We start from the raw sequence: 24,341 nt of genomic DNA, 5'->3' as shown, positions 1-24,341 counted from the left end.
CAGATCATGATTAACAAAAAAGATCAATCAAACCACATCAAAAGACTTTGCACGATGTTTAGCTTAACCTCTTCATTAATACCTAAAAGCGTCCGTTTATTGTATTTTACCTTTATACCGCTATTATTTATTTTTTCACGCAAGCCAAAATGGTGAACTCTGGCGATCCGTTGCACATTAGATATAAAACTAATTTCGGCGCATTCTGCATTTGCCTTCGCCTTCAGATATTTCGCCGTTTTCAGCTTCGTGAACATCTTGCGCCGGATGCGGCCCTGCTTCGTCCTGGCGGTCATGCGGCGTGGTTCCCATGCCGTTCCGTCCGGCGCCCTTTGCGCGGTGATATTTTGCTGCTGAATGCGACGCACGTCCCGCGCCACTTCGCGCAGCATTCGGGTACGTGCTGCCGGTTCCAGATTTGCCAGCAGCGCGGCCAGCCAGTCGTCAATCTTTTGCAGTTCGTCCATCAGCGGCCCGTCCAGTATTCTTCCGGCTCGTCTGGCTCCGGCACGGCTTTAACCTGCATCTGTCCGTCAACTTCCCGCGCCAGCACCCGCTCCGTCAGCTTCAGGTTCAGACTGAGGTCACAGGCACCGTTGCCCAGAATGTCCACTTCAAAGGTAAACAGCTTTTCCCGCTCGTCAGGGTTCTGCAGCGCATCCGGCTGATTATCCCGCAGCCAGTACAGAATGGGTGCCATCAGCAGGTTCTGGTCACCGGTGAAATCCGTCACCACCACGTTCAGGGTGTAGCGGTACTCCCATGAAATCGACGCAGCAGAAGTGGCGACCAGCGAACCGTTATCCACAAACAGGTGCAGCCGGTCCGGGTTTTCCCGCACGTAGGGCACCGACTTATTCAGGGCGTGGCGTAAGGACTGCGGTTTGTTCATCGTCTTTTTCCTGACAGTTCACTATGGTGTCCACCTTGTCCGCGCAGTTTGCCCAGGCGGCTTCCGTCTCATCCAGCAGGCGCATCAGATCGCCGTTACTGCGCGGGGCGGCTTCCGGCAGGTGGCAGCGCGTTATTCTGGGACAGCCAGTCACGGTAAGACTGACCTCCGGTGATGGCCGGTCGCTGGCGCAGCCGGACAGCAACAGCAGGCAAAGGGGCAGCATCCCAGCGGCGATAGGCTTCATTTTCAAGGGTCAGGTCCTCGATATGGCGCTGGCGCGTCTGCAGCAGCGCACGGGTTTCTTCGGCTGCCGCATAAAGCCGGGTCTGCTCTCGGCTGTTGATCTGCGTCAGGATATTCAGGGCAATCAGCTGGCTGTTTTTCTGGTTCAGCTTCGCTTCCAGCGCAGTCAGCGCATTTTTCTGGCTGCGGCTTTGCTGCTCAGCCCTGTCCAGCCGCCACGTCTGCACACACATTGCCGCGATCGCCATCAGCAGCACGGCCACCAGTACGCGCATCACACCGCCCCCTTCAGGCACCAGGCCATTTCCCGCCCACGGCGGTTATCCAGCCCCCGATTGAACACGCCGTTCACGTAAACCCAGCGCGGCAGCTGACGGCAGGCATCCGCCCAGCGGCGCTGATTCAGCAGCTTCACCAGCGTGGATCCGCAGGCGTTGCCGGTGCCCACGTTGAACGCAAACGACACCACAGCATCATAAACGTGCTGCGGCAGCTGCGTGACGATGCACCGGCTCAGCGCCGCCTCCGTGCGCAGCACATTGGTAATCAGGCTTTCCGCCGCCTGCCGCTCCGTGATGGCGCTGCCCGGCACCACGCCGTGGGTATTGCCGATCCCGTCCGTCCACTTCCCCGCGCTGCACTGGTACGGCTGCAGTCTGCAGCCCTCAAAATCGGCAATCAGCTTCAGCCCCTCCACCGAGGTGTGCAGCTGCTGAAAGCCCGGCAGCGTGGCGGCGAGCGCCAGCACCACGCCCATCGTGCAGCGCTTAACGGTTTGTAGATTCATAGTCGCTCCGGCTGATGCGTCCGCTTTCCAGCAGCTGGTAGGTTTTGCGCTTGTAGTACCAGCTGATAAGCGTCATCAGCACGCCCAGCGCCAGCCCCACAATCGTGGAAATATCTTTCAGCGACATCTCACCCAGCCAGGCCATCGCCACCGCGATGCACCAGGTGATAAACGCGCTGACTCGTTCTGTTGTCATGGTTTCAGTCCCAAAGCTGTACGGTCTGCGCAGTGGTTGCAGGCGTAACGTCCGGTAGCTCCACCTCCAGCCCGTGGGGTAAAAAGGGGCCGTGTGAAGCCAGCCCCGGATTCGCCTGCAGCACCAGCTCCGTCAGCCCCTGCGTGCGCCCGTAGTGACGCCAGCAAAGTGCATCCACCGTGTCATATTGCTGCGCACGCACTTTCATCAGATAAGCTCCACGATGCTGTGCGGCCGGTCCTGCACGCGGCTGATGGCCCAGCGCGCATCCCGCCACAGGTCGCCCGAGGCATCCTCCAGCGCCTCCCCGCGCTTCACGCCTGCCGCCGTGGCGTCATAGTCCTGATAACGCTCGTTCAGCACCGCCCGCGTCCAGCACCACACCGCGTTGCGGTAGTGATGAACGCGCTGGCTCTGTCCGGCCAGCTTTTCTGCCGGAACCGCTGCCAGCGACGCATAGCCCAGCTGTTGCTGGCGGCTGCGGTAGTCGTACAGCTCCGCGTTCACTTCAGAAATGGCGGTCAGCACCACCTGACGCAGACGGGGCGCGGTTACGGTGCCGTCCGTTCGCATGGCGCTGCGAAAATCCGCCAGGTTAAGGTCCGGCCAGAACGGCGTGTTTTCGATAATTTCCGGCGTGTCCGGTGCCTGCTCCGGCGCTACAAAGTTCATTGCCGTGGTTCTCCTGAATTAGTTGGGCGGTGGACGGGGTTTTGATAAGGCCATGCCTGTCGCCATCCCGTGCCGCCCCGCGCGTGGGCACGTCCGGTTATCAGCTGGCGTTGCGCAGTCGGCGCTCCAGCTGTTCAATGTCTTTTTTCACTCCGCAGCGCTCGTCCAGCTGCAGGGCGGTTTTTAAGTGGTTAAGGGCAGGTTCGGGATCGCGTTCACGCAGCAGCCAGCCCAGCGACTTGTGCAGGCGGGCGCGGGACTGGTCCGGCATATCCAGCGTTCCCACGGCGTCCAGCGTCTGCATCAGCAGCCCGGCGTCAAACGGGGCATCAGCCAGCAGCGCCGCCTTTGCCGCGTCGGCCATTTCCTCTGCCAACAGCGTCTGCACGTTGCGGTTAAAGCCCTGCGGCATCACCCAGCCGTGCTTCAGCGCATGGCGGCCAATCAGCAGCGCCCCGGCATAGTCCCCGGCATCGATGCGCCAGAGCATCACGTACATCAGCACGTCATCCTGCTGCGCGCCGTTGGCGGCCAGCACGCCGTCCACCCAGTGGGCATATTTGGGCAGCACTTCCTGCTTGATTTCGGCTTTCTTGACCGTGGACTGGACGCCCTTGAGGCGGCGGCGGTCTTCACCCAGCTGCATCAGCATCAGGTCATAGCCCTTTGCATGGCGAACGCTGCCGCCCTGACGGGCGGCCTGTTCGGCCTGAATGCGCAGGCGGTGCTGCCGTGCGGGACTCAGGCTCATGCGTTACGCTCCGGTATCATCTGGCGCGCTGAAGTCGCCGGTGGTGATGTTTTCAACCAGCGCGGCGCAGCGGTAGTCCTCCACCACGTACGCCTCGTTAACCGACTCAAAGTTTTCGATGCGATCGCGTTTCGGATTGTCGATAACCGAGCGGCGGCGGGTCTCCTCCTGCCAGTAAATCGACAGGTTATCCAGACGGGTAATCAGCACGGCATTCGCCGGGAAGAACGGCGCACGTACTGCCTGCAGGCCGCCCATGCGCTTCTGGCTGATAATGAGGTCGGCGGCCAGTTTCTCCGTGTTGGCCTGGTCGCTGTTAACCAGCGGGAAATACTTATCGGACAGCAGTTCACGCCCGCAGACCCCCACCAGTCCGTCATCGTCCTGGAAAATTGGGTCAATCAGTTCGTTCACCGCATCCATCACCAGCGCGTCCAGGTTGGCGTAGGTGCCGCCCCTGCCCACTTTCACCGGGTCCGCCGTGGTCACGCCGTCCTGGGTGCTACTGCCTATGACGTTATCCGGCGCATCCTCGCGGATTTTCTGTAGCCAGCCCTTGTTAACGTCCTGCAGCAGCGGGTTTGCGGCACGGTCAGAGGTTTTGGCGCGCTTCACACCGTTAAAGCCGATCATGATGCGGTCCAGCGCCTGGCGCTTCACGATGGCGTCACGGATGCGCACCTGGAAGTCCTGAAACTTGGCCCACAGATCCAGCTTCGCGTAGGTCAGCACGGTGTCAAAGTTGGTCTGCTCGCATTTGTATTCCACGTCCGCCATCAGCGTCGGGTCGGTCGGCTCACGCTCTTTCGTCGTGGTGTCGGTGGTGCCTGCAATGGTGCTGCCCACGCCGAGGCCCAGCAGCTGGCCGGACTGCTCCGCCACGCCCATGACGTTAATCAGGGTCAGGAACGCGGTGGATTGCTGGATCTGGTCCTCCAGCGTCTGCGCCACGGACGGCTCCACGCTGAACTTGCTGGACAGCTCGGCAATCTCCACGCCGTTCAGGCGGGCCAGCTGCGTCAGGTAGGCGTTAAAGGCAAAGCGGGTATTCTTTTTCATTGGATCTGTTGCTCCATCAGCAATTGGTCAGGGTGCCTGCCGGTGCGTCGCCGCCCGGTGCGCGCTGGCGATAGTCGTTGCGGCTGTCCTGACGGCTCAGCTGTTCCTGCAACGCATCAAACGCGGCTTTGTATTCATTCAGTTCGGCTTCCAGCTCGCCGGTGCGTGCTGCCTGCTCCTGCAGGGCGGCATCAGTGCGGGCGCTGTAGTCCTGGTGTTCGGTGGCGATCAGCTCCACCGCCTGATGCACGTCCGAAAAGCGCGCATCGTCAGACTGCTGCTTTTTACGGAACAGCGCGGTGACGCTGGCAAACAGGCCCGGCCTGTCGTCCGGCACCTCTTCCAGCTCGATATTGGCTTCGGTAGCGACGGTAAACAGGTTGTCCGGGTGCTTTTTGCGGTTCGCCAGCGGGTTCTGCGCGGCGCTGGCGCTGAAGGCCAGCATTTCGGTGCCGAGGCTCGCCGGGTCGTCGGTCACCGCCAGGCCAATCAGGTAGGCTTTGCCGGTGTCGGCAAACTTCGGCGCGACTTCCATTGAGGTAAACAGCTTCTGCATTTTCCCGGTCATGGTGACCAGCTCGTCGGTCGGGGAAATGGTGGCAAACAGGCCCAGCTTGCCGTCCAGCAGACCACCCTGGATTTCTTCCGTGTCCAGCGCATCCACCACGCCAAAGCGGCGGAACGGGCTGTCAGGCGTGTAGCCCTTGATGTGTTCCATGTTGATCACGGCGGTGTAGACCTTCGGGTCATAGTTCGCCGCCATCTCTTCCAGCCAGTCGCGCTGGATTTCGCGTCCGTCCGTGGTGGCACCTTCCACCCCGATCCGGAAACGCTTTGCTTTCACTGCCATAGGTCAGGCTCCGTTGAGGCAAATCTCGTGAGGCCCTATGTTTGCGGCGGAAGGGTGCCTGAAACAACGCGGGAACATTGTGTGAAAAACCACACAAAGCACGGCGGCAGAAAAGCAGGCGGCGGGACCGTATTTTGTGCCCATGACTACGATGATGACGCCCGACGACCTCGATCCCCGCAGGCAGGCCATGCTCCTGTACTTTCAGGGATATCGTATCGCCCGCATTGCTGAAATGCTGGGAGAGAAGCCTGCGACCGTTCACAGCTGGAAGAAGCGCGACAAGTGGGGCGACTATGGCCCGCTTGACCAGATGCAGCTCACCACGGCTGCGCGTTACTGCCAGCTCATCATGAAGGAGCAGAAAGAAGGGAAAGACTTCAAGGAAATTGACCTGCTGGCGCGCCAGTCCGAGCGCCATGCCCGCATCGGCAAATTCAGCAACGGCGGGAACGAAGCGGACCTGAACCCGAAGGTGGCGAACCGCAACAGCGGACCGCGTAAGCCGCCGGAGAAAAATGTGTTTTCAGACGAACAGATCGAGAAACTGCAGGAGATTTTTCACGGCTCGATGTTCGGATATCAGCGCCAGTGGTGGGACGCGGGTAACAAGCATCGTATCCGCAACGTGCTGAAGTCGCGCCAGATTGGCGCCACCTTCTACTTTGCCCGCGAGGCGCTGATTGATGCGCTGACCACCGGGCGCAACCAGATTTTCCTGTCGGCCAGTAAGGCGCAGGCGCACGTCTTTAAGCAGTACATCATTGAGTTTGTCAAAGAAGTGGACGTGGAACTGAAAGGCGACCCGATGACGCTCAGCAATGGCGCGTGCCTGTACTTTCTGGGCACCAACGCCCGCACCGCGCAGAGCTATCACGGCAACCTGTATCTGGATGAATATTTCTGGATACCGAAATTTCAGGAACTGCGCAAGGTGGCGTCCGGTATGGCGCTGCACAAAAAATGGCGACAGACCTACTTTTCCACGCCGTCCAGCCTGACCCACAGCGCCTATCCGTTCTGGTCCGGCGCTCTGTTCAACCGGGGCCGCGCCAAAGCCGATCGCGTGGACATTGACCTGACGCACCCGAACCTGTCGCCGGGCCGTTTCTGCGATGACGGCCAGTTCCGCCAGATTGTCACCGTGGAGGACGCGGTGCGCGGCGGCTGTAACCTGTTCGACCTTGACCAGCTGCGCCTGGAGTACAGCCCGCCGGAATACCAGAACCTGCTGATGTGTGAGTTTGTGGACGACCTGGCGTCCGTGTTCCCGCTCACGCTGCTGCAGGCGTGCATGGTGGACAGCTGGGAAGTCTGGACTGATTTTGAGGCGCTGGCCCTGCGCCCGTTCGGCTTCCGGGAAGTCTGGATAGGCTACGACCCGGCCAAAGGCACGCAGAACGGCGACAGCGCCGGGTGCGTGGTGATCGCCCCGCCTGCCGTGCCGGGCGGCAAATTTCGCATTCTGGAGCGCCATCAGTGGCGCGGCATGGACTTCCGCGCCCAGGCGGAAGCCATCAGAAAGCTGACGCAGCAGTACAACGTGACCTATATCGGCATCGACTCCACCGGCGTCGGCCTGGGCGTGTATGAAAACGTGAAGATGTTTTTCCCGGCGGTGAAGGAGTTCGTCTACAACCCGAACGTGAAAAACGCCCTGGTGCTGAAGGCGTACGACATTATCAGCCATCAGCGGCTGGAGTTTGACGCCGGGCACCTCGACATCGCGCAGTCATTCATGGCGATCCGCAAAGCCGTCACGGCCAGCGGTAACCGTCCCACCTATGAAGCCAGCCGCAGCGAGGAAGCCAGCCATGCGGACCTCGCCTGGGCGACCATGCACGCGCTGGCAAACGAACCCCTGCAGGGCGAAGCGGCCCATACCCGCAACATTATGGAGATCTGTTAAATGAGCAAACGAAAAAGCCGCGCCCGCACGCAGCCGGTCAGCCAGCCGGGAAAAATGACCGGCGCACCGGCGGCAGAAGCGTTCACCTTTGGCGACCCGGTGCCGGTTCTCGATCGCCGCGAACTGCTGGACTATGTGGAATGCGTGGTAATGGACCGCTGGTATGAGCCGCCGGTGAGTTTTGACGGGCTGGCACGCACGTTCCGCGCCGCCGTGCATCACAGCTCACCGATTAACGTGAAGCGTAACATTCTGACCAGCACCTTTATCCCGCATCCGCTGCTCAGTCAGCAGGCTTTCAGCCGCTTCGTGCAGGATTATCTGGTGTTTGGTAATGCCTATCTGGAGAAGCGCACCAACCGCCTGGGTGGTCTGCTGTCGCTGGAGCCTGCGCTGGCGAAGTACACCCGGCGCGGCACCGATTTGGACACCTACTGGTTTGTGCAGTACGGCCTGACCACGCAGCCATACCAGTTCACGCCAGGCAGCGTTTTTCACCTGATGGAGCCGGATTTAAACCAGGAAATTTACGGCCTGCCGGAATACCTGTCCGCCATTCCGTCCACCCTGCTGAATGAGTCGGCCACCCTGTTCCGCCGGAAGTATTACCTTAACGGCAGCCATGCGGGCTTCATCATGTACGTAACCGATCCGGCGCAGAGCCAGGAGGACGTGGACAGTATGCGCAAGGCGATGCGAAGCGCGAAGGGGCCGGGCAATTTCCGTAACCTGTTTATGTACTCACCGAGCGGGAAAAAGGATGGGATTCAAATAATCCCGCTGTCAGAGGTGGCGGCAAAGGATGAGTTTCTGAATATCAAGAACGTGTCACGGGATGACATGATGGCCGCGCACCGCGTACCGCCGCAGATGATGGGGATTATCCCGAACAACACCGGCGGATTTGGCGACGTGGAGAAGGCCAGTCGCGTGTTCGTTCGCAATGAACTTATTCCCCTGCAGAAACGCCTGGAGGAATTAAACAGCTGGCTGGGTGAAGAAGTGATCCGGTTCAGTCCGTACGTGCTGGATGCTGAATGACAGGCATAAAAAAGCCCGGCTAAGCCGGGCTTTAATTTAGCGTCGATTCTGACGCTTACTTTTCCTGTTAGACACAGGTTTCTGTTCACGGTTGTTGTCTACCTTTTCATGGGTATCCATATCGAACCAAGACGCTTGAGCCACTTCACTCATCGGGAAAATTACGCTTGTATCCACGTCTTTTAACTCGCTGTAATCATTTGAAAAAAGGACTCTAAGATTGTCCTTTTCTCTGTATCCGGACATTATCGGGTTAATTGACACCTCTAGATTAGGCCCCTGTTTTTCATTTGGTTCGCTAATCATGTTCACAGTGCCCACGTAAACTTTTCTACTTTTCAAGCTCACTAATACTGGTCGGTCATTAGTTGCTGAGTCGAAAAATAGCTGCCCCAGAGAACCATCCGAAAGCAAATCCTTTAATGCCGATAGCCTAATCACTTGTTTAAAAAACTCTACTTGGCCTTGATCGTTCTTAAAGCCGCTCAGTATGTTAGCAGCAAGATGAATGCCGAACCTTGCCGCCTGAGTCCAAGCCACAGCTGTAATGACCATACTTAAAGACAAAAGTATTAGCCATGAAGCCAGCCGGTTCTCTTTGGGATCATTACTAAGGTCCATCCAAGTCGTTAGCCAAGTAGCTAAGGTGAAACCAGGTATCAACCACTTCATAAGATAAGCAGCGAAGATAGATATTATCAGACACCATATGCCATATGTGGCCACCTTCATGTAGAGAAGCTGGCCATCATATCGGTGTAAGCGAAAGTAGGTTCTGATTCGGTAGGGAGAGGAAATTATTATCTGTCCGCTAGCGAGCAACGGAATTATAAGTAATGCAAACATTTAGTCGTCGTCATTGTCCTTGCTCCCGGCTGCAACAGCCTGAGCGTCCTGCTCGACAAATCGCTTAGCTGCCGCGCGATAATGAGACATCTTTTCACCATTCTCGTTACGCACAACGACTGCTCCGCGCCCAACAACACTAATGTCTTTAACACCTGACTTTTTCAAACGATCAGCCATAGCTTTACCGCCAGCCACATAACCGTTCAGACCCAGCATTCTCATCACTAATTCTGGCATACAAACCTCCTTAACCTTCCCACGTGAACCGCGGTACTTCTTGACGGTCACAGGTACTGCCCCAAGGGGCGGCGAAGTCTAGCACAGATGCGCTACCGTTCGAAGCGCTTTTCTGTACAGTTTAGACAGAACCCATCCATCATAGTTCCATTTGGGATAACTTACGGTTTAGTACTAATTCACATCATATTGTGTTCAAAAGCTAACTTAACTTAAGTTCTGGTAGGGCATTTAATCAAGTTCAAAATGTGCCCAATACGATAAAATTTACTGCTTAAAGTTTTTAGGAGCACTTACAATAAACTCAAACTGCATCATATCCAACCATACTCTTCAATTATGCTTTGCACTTCAATGCTACGCTGCAGGCCGCAATAAGATTGGCTCTTGTTAAGCCTCACCCCGTATTCAATGTAATGTCTATGCCCTGCAAAGTGCGCTAGATTTTGATCCTGTGCCTCCTTTAGCGCGCGCTCGTATCCCCGCCACGCCTGCCCGCTTTATGTAGCGGTTTTCATGCACCTGCATGACATAAGCAAAAGCCCGCCGGGACTGGCGGGCTTCGACGCTGGCGATCCTTTGGGGATCATGCGAATTCATGCGGCATAGTCATGCACGCCAGATTCCCACCGCCGCACTACCAGCAATTACTCAGAAACCTGCATTGAACGGTTGTATTCATGATTACGCAGGCGTGCCATCAGTTCGTCTGTTAGTTCTGATACCCATTCTATTGCCAGACGTTTCTCCTGATCGCTACAGTCACTGACAGAAACAAGTTTTAAAAAGAAATCAATACGCTGGAGTTTTACTGACTCCAAAAGATAGTCCTGCATGTCGCCTCCTTCACTCTACTTACTGGATATATATACAGTATAAAAAATTTCAGATGATCTGAAACTTTTTTTAACTTTCAATGGGATTGATCTGATGCTCTCAGCTGCCGATACGCTTCTCCTGTAACCTGCCGTTCTGATAGAAAAGCTTCATTTTTGCCCCACTATCGAGGTTGGCGCCCCTCAAAAGCAGCGCTATTTCCTCATCACTGCCATCGAACCCCCGGCTTTTTAACTCCAGCTCTAATCGTCGGCGCTGCGGCCCCGTACAGTTATTGACAGAACTCCAAGGGGCGGCGATGCCGCCAGAAAAACCAGCCTCCGCTGGCGCTTCGGCTTTGGCAACCTTTTCCCACTTAACCAGACGCGTGGGAATTTCAGAGCCGTAGATTTGAGGTGAATAGATACCCTGGATGCGCTGCACGTCTTCCGCATACTCGTTACCTTGCTCAGTGATTTCATAGCAAAGGCGTATAACCAAATCTTCACGAGATACCAGCGGCCCGCCCTGCGCCTGCGTATAGGATGCCCAGCAACCTAGGTCCGCAGCGGCCAGCACGGCGTCCATCTTCGGATCAGGCAGCTGCTTATCACGCAACCGGCGCAGCTCACGCCATACCGTAACCGGTGCGCCACCAATCTGCTGGAACTGACGAATGGACCAGCGGGACGCCCAAGCGGAAACGGCCTTCGACATATCGCGCAGGCTTTCTCCCGTTTCGTCGTCCTTTTCGCCGTCCAGCGCGTAGCCGTCGATGTTTTTGGAGATATATTTGGCGATATAACCCGTAGCGCTGCCCTTGGCCGGATCGATGCTTTCGGCATGGAATCGCGCCCGGCGCGCCTCCGGCGTTTTCAACTCCGCGCTTTCTTCCTGATAAGCGTAATAACGCATAATCTCCTGCACCCGCTCCCGATGTTCCGGCAGCATAAACAGCAGCATGTGCCAGTGCGGTGTGCCATCGTGATGCGGCTCCACTACGCGGAAGCCAAAAACGTGAATTTCTTCACGTGAGAGCGCGGCCCGGATTTTTGACCAGACCTTGCAGAGATAGCGCTGCGTGTCTTTGGGGCTGGCACCGTTCCACTGCGACACGAAGCCGCCTTTGCTGTATACAGCGTGATACTTTGACGGCGCGGTAAGGGTATAGAATTCGCCAACGCATCCGGTTTCATTGGCTATGTCCTCAAAGCCACGCATGCGCACCATCAGCTCGCACCGGCGAACGGCCGGATTTGCGTTGCTGCGGTTAACCATATCCTCAAGGGCAATGCGATCGCCCTCTTCGTTAATAAGATCGAAGCGTTTGAAAAATTCCCGATTGCGTTTTTTCTGCTCCACCCATTCGCCCAGGGTCCCACGGGACACATACGGCGAAGCGGTTTTCTGCACCTGCCCGACGGCGATAGCCATATGCTCACGCTGCAGATCGCGCATTTTCTTCAGGCGTCCGCGCCACCACTCCGGAGCCATCATACGCAACAGACCAGACTGCGCCTTACGCAGCGGCAGCGTGCCCCGGCCAGTCTGATATTCAGCCTGGTAAGGCGGCGTGGTACCGGTAAGCGCGGCCAGTTCGGAAAGGTAGCGGTAGGCAACCAGCGTGATCGCCTCTTCGTCGGCGTCATCCGGCAGGGTCACGGCGGTCGTGAAATCAGCCAGACTCTGCGCCATGAAGGTGCCGACCTTATAGGCAAGATCGCGGACGTCCTGACGGTCCAGCGTGGGCAGGCGCTCCAGCTGTTTGATAAACGGCAGCTCACTTGCGGCCGTTTCGGGCAAGCTGTAGCGGCTGCGGACAAGCTGCAGGCGTGGCAATACGTTCTGGCCGATAGTCTGGCGTAAAAACGTATTGGCACGGCGACGGCCCTGTTTTCCGTCTGTCAGCAATCTGGCATAGCGCTCACCAAAATAACCAGCAAGAAAATCTGGCATATCGTGCAGATACTGACTGCGCCAGTCGTGATCCGTGGCGTCCTGGTGCCACAGCCTCAGCTCCGTCAGGGTGATGTCCTTCGGCGCGCCCGGCGCAAAGAACTCACGCCGCATCTGATTAACGGCGTGATAGCTTCCCTGAAGAATTTCCATTACGGCTTCAGTCATGTGCGGCCCGCAGCTCAGCCAGCGCCATTTCCGCCAGCTCCGCCAGCCTGCGGGTTTCAGCCACATAGCTGCTGACCGTTTCCATCCCTTTACGCAGCACCTGATACCCGATCGCATCCGATACCAGGTCACGCACCAGCAGCACCGGGCTGCTGTAAAGGGCCATGACTTCCGGGTACTGCATACGCACCCCGTCCTCTTCCCGCCAGGTGAATTTCTCCAGCGCAATAAGCCGGGGCTTGCCCGGCTGCTTCTGCTGTTTTACGAAAATGGCGTAGCGGCCATCGATAACCGGTTTTGTGGTCATACCGCACCGCCTTTGTAATGGGTGCGCTTCAGCTCGCTGATGTCCTGACAGGTCACGCAGCGGGTCACGCCTTGTACGGCACGGCGGCGGGCCTCCGGGATTGCTTCACCACATGCGACACAGAAAAACTCGCTAATCTGCATGGGTCGCTTAAGGGCGTTATGAAGATGACGCGCCAGTTCCTCCTGTACACGCTCCTGCACGCGGTCCATTGCGTCTGCCATCAGTGCAGCTCCTCTGCCTGATTTTGAAACTTTTCAGCTTCCTGGGTAAGTAACTCAGCGGCTTCCACATGGCTTAACTGACTGCTTCGGATCTTCCATGCCAAAACAATAAGGCGAGACACCATAACTTCAGCTCGGGCACGACGCTCTTCCATACGTGCGTCCTGCAGCATTACATTTAATGGCAGTTCGTAGTCTTCAGTTTTCTTTTCTTCAAAAAGGTTATTCATTATTTGTCTCCAGATTTCAGGCAAAGGAATGCCCGGCGGGTTTACGCCATTTAATTTCGTCAGGTTAATTAATTAGGTAACGTCAGCTTTTTGGGGAATAAACTCACGACTGCACGAAAATGATTCATTGCACTTATCAGCGCGTATTTTTCATCACTCGTCAGTTCATCAAATTCAACGTCATGACGTTCTGACCGCATATTTGCCAGGAAGAAAATTGCGCTTAATGCTCTTTTGTTCTGCTCATACTGTGCATCGCGTTTGTCACGCATATCAGCCATAAAACGCTTTAACTCATTGCCACAATTGTCACCCCATAATTGCGCACGGATAGCCGCAATATGATTCAGGCCATTAACACGCTGACCAGCGCTTAACTGCGCAGCAATGTTTTCACTTTCAATTGCCATTTTTTATTACTCCCGTTTCCGGTTAAACCTGCCAGCAGTTCCGCCTGGTTATTTGACGGATGCCAGCGCCTGCCGCCCTGCCCCATGATCCAACCGTGCCCGTAGGCCGATGACGGACTCTGCCGCTTCAGCAGAGGGGCCACTGAAAATGCCATGCTTACCTCAGCTGATACCGATCGAGGCGCCAAGGCCGCTGATAGCGTCAACAGTATTGGCAAGCGTCGGGTTTGAATGGATGCGCGTTTGTACGGCCATTGCGGCCAGCGTCAGACAGCGAATGCCGCTGTTTACGTTCTGAATTAAGCCACGTCGGCAGGATGTGGTGATCTTGTCCTGAACGACCGCAGTTGCGGCCAGCTGCCCTACTTCTGCCGTGGCCTTGAGGACATATGAGGATAACTTTTCCTGCGCCACCTCATTCACTGGTACACAAGGCAGGCACTGCAGTTGCGCCAGCATTCCGTCAACCAGCGTGGCATCTTCAGTCAGATCGGTAAGGATTAGCATTTCCCGAACCGTAAGCTGATGCACCTGTTCCGGGTTCAGCTTGTTCCTGATGGTTTGAGGGTTAAGGCCCGCTTTTTTAGCCAGCTGGATAATGTTGTGCTTTACCGCAAACTCCCGGCAGGCTTCATCAAAGTGACTATGTGTGGAAACCTGAAAATCAAACATGATTAATCCCTTTTGATATCCCAATATGGAATCCATTAGCCTTGCATTGTGATTTCGCAGCCAGCGGCCGCCTCTATCGTTAAGGCCACCATGTTGATTTCGATAAGCCCGTTAACCCCTTCTTTCTTTCTGATCGGCAGGCGGTTTTCACGGTACATCTGGCGGACAGTTCCTTCTTTGTAACCGGTACGGCGGCAAAACTCTTCTACTGTTATGTATGGTTCTGAAATCACGAGATTGATTGATGGGCGCATTGAAAGTTTACGGGTCATGATGCACTATCCTCTGTTGAGTTCTAGCCAACTCTATTTATCACTATTAAACACGTCATCATACGACGAGTGAATATTAGGATCACAAATTGGAAAGGTCAACTAAAGATTTTACGAGTCGTAAAGCACCAACGTTACCAGAGGGTGGTAAGGATCCTATTGAGCGTATCGTTCAAGCATATGGTTTTTCATCCCGTCAGGCGCTATGTCGTCATCTGAACGTATCCCAAAGCACTATGGCTAACCGCATAATGCGTGGTAATTTTCCCGCTGACTGGGTACTGATTTGCGCTATGGAAACTGGCACATCTTTGGAATGGTTAACCTATGGAAAAGGCGAACCTACCTTCACAAAACAAGATGAGTCTTCAACTAAAATTGAACTCAAAAAAATCACAAATGGGAACTTCTCATCATCAGATTGGGTTGAGTATGACTCTCGGCTCTTACCCAGTGAAGTTAAATCGCCATTGCTGATCATTTTTGAGAAACAAAACTACCTCGTGGATGTAACTGAAGTTGAGATCACGGATGGGCTTTGGTTGATAGAAATTGATGGCTTGGTTAGTGTAAAAGAGCTTTATCGCTTCCCCGGCGGACGCATTCGTGTTGAGAACGGTAAAGCCTCGTTTGAGTGCAAAGCCGATGAAATCAAAATACTTGGCAAAGTCGTTTCTCGCACTGAGTACCTGTAAGGCAAAGCATGGCGGTTAACAAATTATCCAACGGCAAATGGCAGGCGCAGGTCTTTCCGAATGGCCGAGACGGCAAAAGGATTCGCCGCCAATTTGCGACAAAGGGCGAAGCACTTTCTTTTGAGAAGTTTATTAAAGAACAGGCTCAAGATAAACCGTGGTTGGGAGAAAAGACGGATAAGCGGCGAGTAATTGATCTGGTTGAACTCTGGTTCAATACGCATGGCATTACGTTAGCCGATGGTGAAAAGCGACTAACGACGATGGCATTTGCCTGTGAAGCGATGGGTAATCCACTTGCTACCGAATTTAACGCGAAAATCTTTGCTGCTTATCGTGAACAGCGGTTGAGTGGAAAGATTACGCGTTCAAGCAGAGTGAAGACAGTTACGCCTCGCACAGTAAATTTAGAGCTGGCGTATTTCAGGGCGATGTTCAATGAGCTGCGCCGGTTGGATGAATGGACCGCGCCTAATCCATTAGAAAACGTTCGCGAATTTAAAATTGGTGAGTCTGAAATGGCTTACCTCACGCTTGACGAGATTCGCACTCTTCTCTCGGAATGTGAGAAAAGCCGTTCGAAAGATCTGACAACCATTGTTAAAATTTGTCTGGCTACTGGTGCGCGCTGGAGTGAAGCCGAAGGCTTGAAGGGAAATCAAATCCGCGCCGGTCAAATTATTTATGTCAAAACTAAGGGCAAGAAAAACAGAGCCGTTCCGATAACAGAGACATTACAGGCAGAATTGCCAAAAAGCAGGAAAGCGCAGCCGCTATTTACTCCTTGTTATTCGGCCTTTAGAAAAGCAATGCAGCGCGCCGGTATCGAAACGCCCGCAGGGCAGCTTACGCATATATTACGTCACACCTTTGCATCTCACTTTATGATGAATGGTGGCAATATCCTTGTGCTTCAGCGCATACTGGGGCATACAGATATTAAGGTGACTATGCGGTATGCACACTTTGCGCCGGATCATTTATTTGATGCAACATTGTTAAACCCTTTAAATAAAATACAAATAGGTTTAGATTAAACAATTAACTAATAGGCTTTTATTTTAGTGTTAAACATTTTATTTTTACAAATTTGATTTATGAAAAACTCTTACAAAACTTAAGCCATAAAAAATATTTGGCCGTAATCGTTTAATATTAAAAATGGCTACACAAGTGGTGCGTGAGCTATCTCTCTACCTGCAAACTCACTTGCCAATAAATAGATAAATTGCTGTGGAATATTTGAAACAACTTCTTGAATATGCCCACCGAACTTACCTTTTAATACGTCTTCAAACAAGTGTGGGCGATAACGAGTAATTGAACCAAAATAGTAAAAGCAGGCATAAATTGACAGTATTTGCTCCATTAGGTTCGGCTTATCTTCTGGTGGACACAGATAAAAGTAGTTCTTTCTATATGGAGGTATTTTCATTGCCGTGGTCCAGATTAATGGACGAACAATAGCTACTAAATCTGCAATTTTATCGGCAGGTCTTCCAGTGTATTTCAAAGGAGATACCTGCTCAAACTTTAATACCGTTCTACCATCTATAACCTCATCTGAGATTACTTCCCTAAAATTTTCACCAAGTCCAGAATCGGTTAGAAACCTTTTTCTGGTTATACCAAATCGAGACAGGTCGTCAGCAAAGATATTAATTACTAACCACGTTGATTTTGAGACCTCGTCATTAATGTAATCTATCCTACACGCTTCAACAAATCTTTCGTCAGCGTCAGCTGCTTCACACCAGACCCTATGCCCCTGTAAAAGCTGAGGAGTTAAACGTTGTAGGTCAAATACCTTTCCTGCACTGGGGAAACTTTTTCCATTAATTGCTATCTGAAAATCGTCGAAAACATTTACATCTGAAGATTTAGAGCGAAAAGCTTTCAAAAAAGAATCAGTAAACTCATCACCACCAGGATGTATAGCCTCCTGAAGGCCATGCTGAGCGCGTAAATATTCGGTTTTCACTTTTTTATGAAGAACAAAAGCTTTAACAAGATTAAGGAAGCAATAATAAATGAGTAATGGTTTTGCAGTTACTAATGTCGAAGTAGAAGCCGAGCGAAAGAAATCTTCTGCTTGAGCAATGAAAGCAATAGCTTGATCTCGAGAGGAACCAGTTAAAGTATCTTCAACACTCTGTCGAATTATGCCCCAAGGGCTTGTAGAAAATATCCTTGACTGTAGCCCCCACCGGCGAGTGGTTTTAACGACCGGGTGGAAAGAGAAAGGAATGGGGCGTCCTTTTATTTTGAGAACTGTGCCAGTTCTAGCTGTTGCTTTACGCGTCATATGCACCCTATAAAATAATTAGAATAATTCTTCATTTCAAATCAAAAATATAGCTAACAGTTAGATTATAATCTTGACTGAGGGGAACCGTTCTATTTTAATGTAAAATAAGTCATATTCATGGTAAGTCAATAGAATTTACTTACTAAATCATCAATATGCTCACGAGCTTCTCTATATCTCTCTTTTACAACATTAATTATTTCGCCATTAGGCATTTCGTAATGAGTCTGCGCAGGGAGTTTAAATAGTGGAATGCCTAGACTAGCTGAAACTTTACCTGACGTATGGAAGTCCTTAACTTCAGAAAGATATTCATCAGCCCATTCGTCCAAATTACTAATCTGCGCATTGCGCCCACTAAATAATTCTGGAAAGCTTTTATATTGCTGATAAGCAAATGAGCATAAAGATTCTTTTATTGAATCATATGCTCTTGCAACACCAAGATTTGATGTATAATTATTAAAGATGAATCTTTCTAACTTTGGCAGTTCAAGGCTGTTGCTGGTTACTTGACTATGAAAAGTTACAAACTTCTGTGCATAGTTCTGTGCGGCTGCAGAAGGATAATGCCCATATAAAAGCATCATTATACCTTTCATCCCTTCTAAAGAGCTGTAATCCGCCATCATTGGAACAATTAGTTTATCAGCGGAAAGCAAGGCCATTTGTGTATAAATTGAAAAACTAGGGTTGCAATCAATAAATACAACTAAATCTTCGTACTCTGTTGTATTATGTTCTAATTGACATAATCTTCTAATTGCAGTCATATACTCCCGCCAAGCAAATCTATTGGCAGGGTTAATCACCGCATAGTTAAGGGCTAAAGTCAAAGATTCCAAAAATGAATCGCCAGCTATAAGATAAAGATTATCACTAATTTCTTCATTATAATTATGCACTGGTACTTTGAAAGATCTCCTAATACTCGTAAAATCAGAATTTCCGTCTAATACCCAGTCAAGGAAACCAACTACATTTCTACGAGTTCTTGAAGATTGTAACTCTTGGTTAGTATCATATCCTTTGTTACCACCGCCCAAAAGATATTGTGAAATGTTGGCTTGAGGACATAAATCAATTACAAGAACCTGAGTACTGGGATTTTCATCAGCATATTGTGTTGCAATATTAAATCCTAATGTCGTTTTACCAACACCGCCTTTGTTGTTGTACATAGCATAAATTTTGACTGACATAAATCCCTCGTAAAGATAGACAATTCTGATTGACAACTCTGCATGGAGTGATCTTATCACTTAAATATTTTTTATGGAATACAACAATGAATTTTTTTAATGAAAAAATATTCTAATATTTTCAATTGGTTAAACAACTATCATTAGTCAATTAGTGATTATTAAAACGTCAAAGCATTACCAAAATTAACTCTTGTATGATTTTTTCAAAGTATCTGCATAAGCTACTTATAAGCAGGCTATTTAAACTTATTTATTTTAGCGTTAAAAACAACGGTATTGAGCATATTTTTAGATAATATTTATAATGCCTCATATAATTGAACAATAATATCTCATATTGATGTTGGCCACTCCAATGCTTAACCCTACATACGCAACAATAAGCTATTTGAAAGAGATAGTTTGGCAGCAAAATGGCAGCAGAGCCTAACGGTATTCAACACTTTCCAGTTCTATTCGGCATTGCAAAGATAAGTAAATCAGTAAGTTACTGTTTTCATTCACTTTGGATTGGGACTCATAATCGCTTGGTCGCTGGTTCAAGTCCAGCAGGGGCCACCAAATTTTAGCTGTTAAATCAGCAATCTAGAGCCACTCTTCGGAGTGGCTTTTTTGTTGGGCTTTAACAAGTGGCATCAGATTGGTGATAGCATCAAAACCGTGCCAGTACAGGCCAGTAACATCAAACCAGGGATGGAGAACGCAAGCAAAAGTATGCGTTCTATGTATGCATAGCTTTGAAGAAGTTGACCATCACTATTAAAAAGCTTCAATTTCCCTTAGGCCTTGATAGCACTCGATACATTTTGCCTGTAACAGAAACGGTAATAACAGCCAGAACGAATTAGTCTGAGACTCAATGGCGTGAGCCCGGTAGAATACCGGATTCACGTTTTAACCAACCCTGTGATCTAACTGTCCAACTTTAGGGGATCAGTTCAAAAGAGGGGCTTTGGTTACCAAAGTGAAACCAGAAACCCAATCGCTACCAGGGCATAGAAACCCGCACAGATCAGATCAAAACTACGACGGGCGCGGTTCAGATATTTTTCTGCGGTACGCGAGGCGAAAATCAGCGCATACAGACCAAATATCATTACACCTAAAAGCGCACAAGTCGCCACCAGGAAATAGCTCTCCCATTGCGGGGCGCTACCTGTTATTCCCACACTGGTGACGGTAAACCAGGTTAATGCGGCTTTAGGATTGCTTAAGTGTAACCCTAAGCCCTGAAGGTAATAGCCTCGTAAATTCTGATGCTGTTGCGTTGTTCGTGCAGAAAGATCGCCGGGGCGAAACGCACTGCGTAACGCTTTATACGTCAGCCAGAGTAAATAGGCAGCCCCTAACAGCTTCAGCCAGATCATAAAACTCTGTGAAGAGATCAAAATGGCTGATACACCAAGCGCCGTTAACATACCCCAGCAGATAGAGCCTGAAATCACACCGGTTGCCAGAACCAGACCCGCTTTACGACCATAATTCATCGCGGCATTGGCGATGGAAAGATTACCCGGCCCCGGCGACGCCGTACCAATGCTGTAAACCAGCAATGCCGCTAAAAACGAAGACATATCCCACATACATTCACCTGACCAAAAACATGTCTGAGCGTATCACTTGAAGCAACGGTGATCCGGTTCGTTTTCCCGCATGGTTAACATCCAGTCTTTCAGTTCTGATTGTTTGTACAGTCTATCTCCCCAGCGATACTCAGAAACCGGCAGCGGTTTACCCTGAACAATATAATCGCTCATGAGTCGTGCGAATTGTTGCAGGCAGGAGATACCAACATGCATGCGCAGTGAAGAGGCCGTGGCGCCCGGTGCAATAGCAAAATTGGCAACATCGATAATCTGCCCACTGTCTACTGATGAAGCCATATGGTGGCAGGTTGAACCATAGGTCTCATCGCCATAATAAATCGCATAGTGTTGGCTACCCAGGCCACGGTAACGAGGTGGAGCTGGATGAAGGTTAATCGCCCCTTTACGCGCTTTTTTGTAAATACGCTCTGGGAAGATAAAATCACCGCGATACGAAATAATCCAGTCGCCTTCCCAATTCTCTAAATGCTCTGGCCAGGCATCACCTGGATCCCAGCAAAATACCTCGACATCAGAAAAAATCGTTTTGGCAAATTCAACGCCAAGGTCACACCAGTCCATCGTACAAACTGAAAGTAATACCTTATCTTTACAGCGTAAATCTTCAGACATTATTCATCCTCTTTTTGTTAAATTTCGACTTTTCATTTCATCTTTAAGGTTGAAAGTATTGCGGTGAACCGTTCGACCATCTGCGCCAGTTCGTCGTCACCGGCAATAAAAGGTGGAGCAAACAAGATATGTTGTCCGTTAATACCATCGACCGTACCGGTACCGGGGTAGAGCAGCAGCCCCTGCTCAAGTCCTGCCGTTTTTAAACGTGCCGCGAACTGTTGATGAGGTGCTAATGGGTTCATGCTGTATCGGTCGGTGACAAATTCAACGCCACAAAACAACCCCCTCCCCCGAATATCGCCCACATAATCAAGGCCAGACAGCGACTCTTTCAGCATGGTTCGGAAAAACTCTCCGGCCCGAACAACGCGGGGAAGTAACTGTTCCTCTTCAAGCGTTCGCTGCACTTCCAGCGCAATCGCGCAAGCAAAAGGATGATTTACATGCGTCTGACCATTGGCTAAAACACCGGTACCATCAGCAATAGCCTGATGAATATTGGCATTGATTAATAAGGCTGAAATCGGCTGATAACCCGCAGCCAGTCCTTTACCCACCGCCACCATGTCTGGCACAATCCCGTCATCCTGATAGGCGAAATAGCTACCAGTTCGCCCCATCCCGGCCATCACTTCATCCAGAATCAGTAACACATCATGCCGTTGGCAAACCTGTTGTATCTTCCTGAAATATCCGACGACAGGAGGTACCGCACCGGCAGTGGAACCGATGACTGTCTCCGCGACAAACGCACACACATTGTCACTGCCGAGAGCCGTGATGTGCTCGTCTAACTCCTGAGCCAGGCGGTCGGTGTATGCCTCATCCGTTTCTTCGCCTCGCTGGTCGCGAAAGGCATAACAAGGCGAGACAAACGTCACCGCAGGAAGCAAAGGATCGTAAATTCCTCTGCGTTGACTGTTTCCGGAAATGGCGAGCATGTTGAACGTGCTGCCGTGATAATTTTGCCGACGTGCGATGATATGAGTCTTTTGAAACTTGCCTCGTTCATGTTGATATTGCCAGGCCACTTTAAGCGCAAGCTCCATCGCTTCTGAACCACCAGACAGGAACTGCGCTTTCGCCATGCCGCCAGAACGCATAACCAGCCAGTCTGCCAGTGCTTCGGCGGCCGGCGTGGTGAAGCTTCCGGCATGCGCCCAACTTAACGCGCCAGATTCTCGCTGCATTGCTGCGATAATACGTGGATGGCAGTGGCCCAATGATGACACCGCGACGCCACCACATGTATCCAGCCAGCGCTTGCCTTGCCTGTCATGCAACCAGACGCCTTCGCCGCCAGTGACCTCAACCGGTGGCTGATTAAGATTTTTATAAATCACAGATGACACAGCACTATTCTCCACTGAAACCTGTTGTGTTATCCCATCCCGTAGCCCCTTGATGGAAGCGCTTACTAAAACGAGAAATATTAAAAACACGGCGAATCAGATAAAGCGGAAATAGCGCAAAAATGAATAACATCACAGCAAGCATTGTTTTCATCATTAACCTCACCATTAATCGAGCGGAATAGCTTCACGCCAGTCAGTTTTTTCGCTAAACACGGGTTGCTCATGCCGTAACAACACATAATTGCCCAGTACCAGAACATCCATTTCCGTTCTCATAAAGCAGGCATAGGCTTCTTCAGGTTTACAGACAATAGGTTCGCCGCGTACGTTGAAAGATGTATTGACCAAAACAGAACAGCCCGTCAGTTTCCTGAAGCTACGTAATAACCGGGTAAAAGGTACATTACTTTTTTCTGATACCGTCTGAACGCGGGCTGAATAATCCACGTGCGTGATAGCCGGAAGCTGAGATCTCACTTCATTGATGCTGCCTAAATTCTGTTTTCTTCCCTTTAGCTGAGGATTTTTAATACTGTCGTTCACTTCCGAGACAATTAGCATATAAGGATTATATTCACGCAGATTAAAATAGTGCTTTGCATCCTCTTCCAGAACTGCGGGTGCAAAAGGCCGGAAAGATTCACGGTGCTTTATTTTAAGGTTCATGGTTCGCTGCATTTCAATATTGCGCGGATCGCCAATAATTGAACGCGCCCCCAGAGCCCGTGGCCCAAACTCCATGCGACCCTGAAACCAGCCCACCACAGCACCGTTATTCAAATGCTGCGCAACGCGATTATAAAGTTGATCGTCCGTTTCATAATGTGCCTGATAACCTTTTTTCTGCAGAAAAGCGGCGATATAGTCATTACTCCACGCAGGCCCAAGCAGGCTTCCCTGCATCGCATCTTCAGCATCCGTACGCAAATGCGGTCTGCCGAAGCGCTCTACGGCATAATCCAGCGCAGCACCAAGGGCGCATCCGGCATCACCGGCTGCGGGTTGAATCCATAAACGCTCAAAAATCTTTGACTGGCTTAATACGCCATTGGCGACGCAATTAAGCGCCACGCCACCTGCCATGCAGAGGTTGGTTTCGCCAGTAACTTTCGCGGCATAGCGTGCAATGCCCAGGACAATCTCTTCCGTGACTTTTTGAACAGAGGCAGCCAAATCACATTCACGCTGAGTCAGCGGGCTTTCAGGCTGGCGTATTTTACCGTTAAATAATTTTTCGAACGCCTTACCCACCATTCTTTCACCATACAGATATTCGAAATAATCCATATTCAGTGTGTAAGAACCATCCGAACGGATATTAACGAGATGCTGACGGATAAGATCGGCATAAACAGGATTTCCGTAAGGAGCCAGCCCCATTAATTTATATTCGCCAGAATCAACTTTAAAGCCGCAGTAATAGGTGAAGGCGGAGTAAAGCAAGCCAATTGAGTGCGGATAGGATATTGAGTTCACTAATTTAAGTTTATTTCCTGTACCGTGCCAGACAGTGGTTGATTGCCATTCACCAATGCCATCAATACAGATCACTGCCGCATTTTCAAAAGGCGACGGAAAAAAAGCGGATGCCGCATGTGCACGATGATGTTGTGAATGGGTCACTTTTGGGGCGACGCCCAGCCCTAATGCCTGTAAAGCCTCATCGATATGCAGCAGGACATTAATTTTCCAGTCCAGCCATTCGGGCAGCGTGCGCAAAAAAACGCGGCCACATTTTAATCCACCACTGGAAAAAGATGAGATGACGCGCGAAAATTTTATTTTTGGATCTTCATAATACACAACAGCGACAAGATCATTTAGCTGAATACCCTGTTCATCCAGACAATAACGAATAGCTTTTTCAGGAAATGCCGGATCATGACGTATTCGACTAAAACGCTCTTCCTGAGCAGCCGCGACAATCACACCATCCTTAATTAACGTTGCAGCACTGTCATGATAATAGGCTGACAGACCAAGCACATAACTTGCCATTGATACCTTCCTGT

General features: G+C 51.2%; 33 protein-coding genes. 4 read left to right on the top strand and 29 right to left on the bottom strand.

Annotation, left to right across the window (positions count from 1 at the left end):
- Nucleotides 1-23: 23 nt before the first annotated feature.
- From ACQE32_RS14305 to ACQE32_RS14255, 11 genes are all read right to left on the bottom strand, one after another.
- Nucleotides 24-467, bottom strand: coding sequence for a phage virion morphogenesis protein (locus ACQE32_RS14305; RefSeq protein WP_427021985.1), 444 nt, complete (start codon nt 465-467; stop codon nt 24-26).
- On the bottom strand, nt 467-892 hold the full coding sequence (locus ACQE32_RS14300) for a phage tail protein (protein WP_427021984.1): 426 nt from the start codon (nt 890-892) through the stop codon (nt 467-469). Before ACQE32_RS14300 ends, ACQE32_RS14305 begins: the two co-directional genes overlap by 1 nt.
- Nucleotides 855-1,097, bottom strand: coding sequence for an Rz1-like lysis system protein LysC (gene lysC, locus ACQE32_RS14295; RefSeq protein ID WP_427021983.1), 243 nt, complete (start codon nt 1,095-1,097; stop codon nt 855-857). The genes ACQE32_RS14300 and lysC overlap by 38 nt, the downstream gene beginning before the upstream one ends.
- Nucleotides 988-1,413 (bottom strand): Rz-like lysis system protein LysB, encoded by a 426-nt coding sequence (gene lysB, locus ACQE32_RS14290; protein WP_427022042.1) that lies wholly within the window; start codon nt 1,411-1,413, stop codon nt 988-990. Before lysB ends, lysC begins: the two co-directional genes overlap by 110 nt.
- Entirely contained in the window at nt 1,413-1,925 is a 513-nt protein-coding gene (locus ACQE32_RS14285; protein ID WP_427021982.1) for a lysozyme, read from the bottom strand. Before ACQE32_RS14285 ends, lysB begins: the two co-directional genes overlap by 1 nt.
- Nucleotides 1,906-2,121, bottom strand: a complete 216-nt coding sequence (locus ACQE32_RS14280; protein ID WP_427021981.1) for an HP1 family phage holin — start codon at nt 2,119-2,121, stop codon at nt 1,906-1,908. The genes ACQE32_RS14285 and ACQE32_RS14280 overlap by 20 nt, the downstream gene beginning before the upstream one ends.
- A gap of 4 nt (nt 2,122-2,125) precedes the next feature.
- Nucleotides 2,126-2,329: a tail protein X gene (locus ACQE32_RS14275; protein WP_427021980.1), complete on the bottom strand. Its 204-nt coding sequence runs from the start codon at nt 2,327-2,329 to the stop codon at nt 2,126-2,128.
- Complete coding sequence (locus ACQE32_RS14270) at nt 2,329-2,793, bottom strand: head completion/stabilization protein (RefSeq protein WP_427021979.1); 465 nt, start codon at nt 2,791-2,793, stop codon at nt 2,329-2,331. Before ACQE32_RS14270 ends, ACQE32_RS14275 begins: the two co-directional genes overlap by 1 nt.
- Nucleotides 2,794-2,893: 100 nt before the next feature.
- On the bottom strand, nt 2,894-3,544 hold the full coding sequence (gpM, locus tag ACQE32_RS14265) for a phage terminase small subunit (protein ID WP_427021978.1): 651 nt from the start codon (nt 3,542-3,544) through the stop codon (nt 2,894-2,896).
- A gap of 3 nt (nt 3,545-3,547) precedes the next feature.
- On the bottom strand, nt 3,548-4,603 hold the full coding sequence (locus ACQE32_RS14260) for a phage major capsid protein, P2 family (protein ID WP_427021977.1): 1,056 nt from the start codon (nt 4,601-4,603) through the stop codon (nt 3,548-3,550).
- A gap of 16 nt (nt 4,604-4,619) precedes the next feature.
- Nucleotides 4,620-5,453, bottom strand: a complete 834-nt coding sequence (locus tag ACQE32_RS14255) for a GPO family capsid scaffolding protein (protein WP_427021976.1) — start codon at nt 5,451-5,453, stop codon at nt 4,620-4,622.
- A gap of 142 nt (nt 5,454-5,595) precedes the next feature.
- Here ACQE32_RS14255 and ACQE32_RS14250 point away from each other — a divergent pair, with 142 nt between their 5' ends.
- Nucleotides 5,596-7,362 carry a terminase ATPase subunit family protein gene (locus tag ACQE32_RS14250; protein WP_427021975.1) on the top strand — a complete coding sequence of 589 codons (1,767 nt, stop codon included), beginning with the start codon at nt 5,596-5,598 and terminating at the stop codon, nt 7,360-7,362.
- Nucleotides 7,363-8,403, top strand: a complete 1,041-nt coding sequence (locus ACQE32_RS14245; protein ID WP_427021974.1) for a phage portal protein — start codon at nt 7,363-7,365, stop codon at nt 8,401-8,403.
- A gap of 36 nt (nt 8,404-8,439) precedes the next feature.
- Here the strand turns inward: ACQE32_RS14245 and ACQE32_RS14240 are convergent, their stop codons facing one another.
- The 11 genes from ACQE32_RS14240 to ACQE32_RS14190 all read right to left on the bottom strand — a co-directional run bounded on the left by ACQE32_RS14240 (nt 8,440) and on the right by ACQE32_RS14190 (nt 14,544).
- Nucleotides 8,440-9,075: a hypothetical protein gene (locus ACQE32_RS14240; protein ID WP_427021973.1), complete on the bottom strand. Its 636-nt coding sequence runs from the start codon at nt 9,073-9,075 to the stop codon at nt 8,440-8,442.
- Nucleotides 9,076-9,249: 174 nt separating this feature from the next.
- Nucleotides 9,250-9,489, bottom strand: coding sequence for a hypothetical protein (locus ACQE32_RS14235; protein ID WP_427021972.1), 240 nt, complete (start codon nt 9,487-9,489; stop codon nt 9,250-9,252).
- Nucleotides 9,490-10,136: 647 nt separating this feature from the next.
- Nucleotides 10,137-10,325, bottom strand: a complete 189-nt coding sequence (locus ACQE32_RS14230) for a hypothetical protein (RefSeq protein ID WP_316551918.1) — start codon at nt 10,323-10,325, stop codon at nt 10,137-10,139.
- Between the two features lie 100 nt (nt 10,326-10,425).
- Nucleotides 10,426-12,429 (bottom strand): replication endonuclease, encoded by a 2,004-nt coding sequence (locus tag ACQE32_RS14225; protein WP_427021971.1) that lies wholly within the window; start codon nt 12,427-12,429, stop codon nt 10,426-10,428.
- Nucleotides 12,422-12,736 carry a DUF5405 family protein gene (locus ACQE32_RS14220; protein WP_427021970.1) on the bottom strand — a complete coding sequence of 105 codons (315 nt, stop codon included), beginning with the start codon at nt 12,734-12,736 and terminating at the stop codon, nt 12,422-12,424. The genes ACQE32_RS14225 and ACQE32_RS14220 overlap by 8 nt, the downstream gene beginning before the upstream one ends.
- The gene (locus tag ACQE32_RS14215; protein ID WP_427021969.1) at nt 12,733-12,960 is read right to left on the bottom strand and encodes a TraR/DksA family transcriptional regulator; all 228 of its coding nucleotides are present in this window, start codon (nt 12,958-12,960) and stop codon (nt 12,733-12,735) included. Before ACQE32_RS14215 ends, ACQE32_RS14220 begins: the two co-directional genes overlap by 4 nt.
- Complete coding sequence (locus ACQE32_RS14210; protein ID WP_426973399.1) at nt 12,960-13,190, bottom strand: DUF2732 family protein; 231 nt, start codon at nt 13,188-13,190, stop codon at nt 12,960-12,962. The genes ACQE32_RS14215 and ACQE32_RS14210 overlap by 1 nt, the downstream gene beginning before the upstream one ends.
- Nucleotides 13,191-13,258: 68 nt before the next feature.
- Nucleotides 13,259-13,600 (bottom strand): DUF5347 domain-containing protein, encoded by a 342-nt coding sequence (locus ACQE32_RS14205; RefSeq protein WP_427021968.1) that lies wholly within the window; start codon nt 13,598-13,600, stop codon nt 13,259-13,261.
- Nucleotides 13,564-13,755, bottom strand: a complete 192-nt coding sequence (locus ACQE32_RS14200) for a phage filamentation protein Fil family protein (RefSeq protein ID WP_426981838.1) — start codon at nt 13,753-13,755, stop codon at nt 13,564-13,566. The genes ACQE32_RS14205 and ACQE32_RS14200 overlap by 37 nt, the downstream gene beginning before the upstream one ends.
- A gap of 7 nt (nt 13,756-13,762) precedes the next feature.
- Entirely contained in the window at nt 13,763-14,272 is a 510-nt protein-coding gene (locus ACQE32_RS14195) for a phage regulatory CII family protein (protein WP_427021967.1), read from the bottom strand.
- A gap of 35 nt (nt 14,273-14,307) precedes the next feature.
- The gene (locus ACQE32_RS14190) at nt 14,308-14,544 is read right to left on the bottom strand and encodes a regulator (RefSeq protein WP_239315397.1); all 237 of its coding nucleotides are present in this window, start codon (nt 14,542-14,544) and stop codon (nt 14,308-14,310) included.
- Between the two features lie 89 nt (nt 14,545-14,633).
- Between ACQE32_RS14190 and ACQE32_RS14185 the strand changes: the two genes are divergently transcribed.
- Together ACQE32_RS14185 and ACQE32_RS14180 are read left to right on the top strand one after the other, a co-directional pair.
- The gene (locus ACQE32_RS14185; RefSeq protein WP_427021966.1) at nt 14,634-15,239 is read left to right on the top strand and encodes a phage repressor protein CI; all 606 of its coding nucleotides are present in this window, start codon (nt 14,634-14,636) and stop codon (nt 15,237-15,239) included.
- Between the two features lie 8 nt (nt 15,240-15,247).
- Nucleotides 15,248-16,276, top strand: coding sequence for a phage integrase (locus tag ACQE32_RS14180; RefSeq protein ID WP_427021965.1), 1,029 nt, complete (start codon nt 15,248-15,250; stop codon nt 16,274-16,276).
- Between the two features lie 128 nt (nt 16,277-16,404).
- Here the strand turns inward: ACQE32_RS14180 and ACQE32_RS14175 are convergent, their stop codons facing one another.
- The 7 genes from ACQE32_RS14175 to ACQE32_RS14145 all read right to left on the bottom strand — a co-directional run bounded on the left by ACQE32_RS14175 (nt 16,405) and on the right by ACQE32_RS14145 (nt 24,327).
- Nucleotides 16,405-17,544, bottom strand: a complete 1,140-nt coding sequence (locus tag ACQE32_RS14175) for a YaaC family protein (protein WP_427021964.1) — start codon at nt 17,542-17,544, stop codon at nt 16,405-16,407.
- Between the two features lie 128 nt (nt 17,545-17,672).
- Nucleotides 17,673-18,749 carry a ParA family protein gene (locus ACQE32_RS14170; RefSeq protein ID WP_427021963.1) on the bottom strand — a complete coding sequence of 359 codons (1,077 nt, stop codon included), beginning with the start codon at nt 18,747-18,749 and terminating at the stop codon, nt 17,673-17,675.
- A 959-nt stretch (nt 18,750-19,708) separates the two neighbouring features.
- Nucleotides 19,709-20,335, bottom strand: coding sequence for a LysE family translocator (locus ACQE32_RS14165; RefSeq protein WP_426973347.1), 627 nt, complete (start codon nt 20,333-20,335; stop codon nt 19,709-19,711).
- A 33-nt stretch (nt 20,336-20,368) separates the two neighbouring features.
- The gene (locus ACQE32_RS14160) at nt 20,369-20,971 is read right to left on the bottom strand and encodes a formyltransferase family protein (RefSeq protein ID WP_427021962.1); all 603 of its coding nucleotides are present in this window, start codon (nt 20,969-20,971) and stop codon (nt 20,369-20,371) included.
- 32 nt (nt 20,972-21,003) lie between these two features.
- A complete protein-coding gene (locus tag ACQE32_RS14155) occupies nt 21,004-22,326 on the bottom strand; it encodes an aspartate aminotransferase family protein (protein ID WP_427021961.1) in 1,323 nt (440 codons plus the stop codon).
- Nucleotides 22,327-22,330: 4 nt separating this feature from the next.
- On the bottom strand, nt 22,331-22,483 hold the full coding sequence (locus ACQE32_RS14150; protein ID WP_426981851.1) for a hypothetical protein: 153 nt from the start codon (nt 22,481-22,483) through the stop codon (nt 22,331-22,333).
- Between the two features lie 11 nt (nt 22,484-22,494).
- Nucleotides 22,495-24,327, bottom strand: coding sequence for a carbamoyltransferase family protein (locus ACQE32_RS14145; protein ID WP_427021960.1), 1,833 nt, complete (start codon nt 24,325-24,327; stop codon nt 22,495-22,497).
- Between the last annotated feature and the right edge of the window lie 14 nt (nt 24,328-24,341).

The sequence above is a fragment of the Pantoea sp. FN0302 genome (assembly GCF_050113775.1).
Lineage (GTDB): Bacteria > Pseudomonadota > Gammaproteobacteria > Enterobacterales > Enterobacteriaceae > Mixta > Mixta alhagi.
The sequence above is the reverse complement of the archived record's forward strand: the minus strand, read 5'-3'. Positions and strand labels throughout refer to the sequence as shown.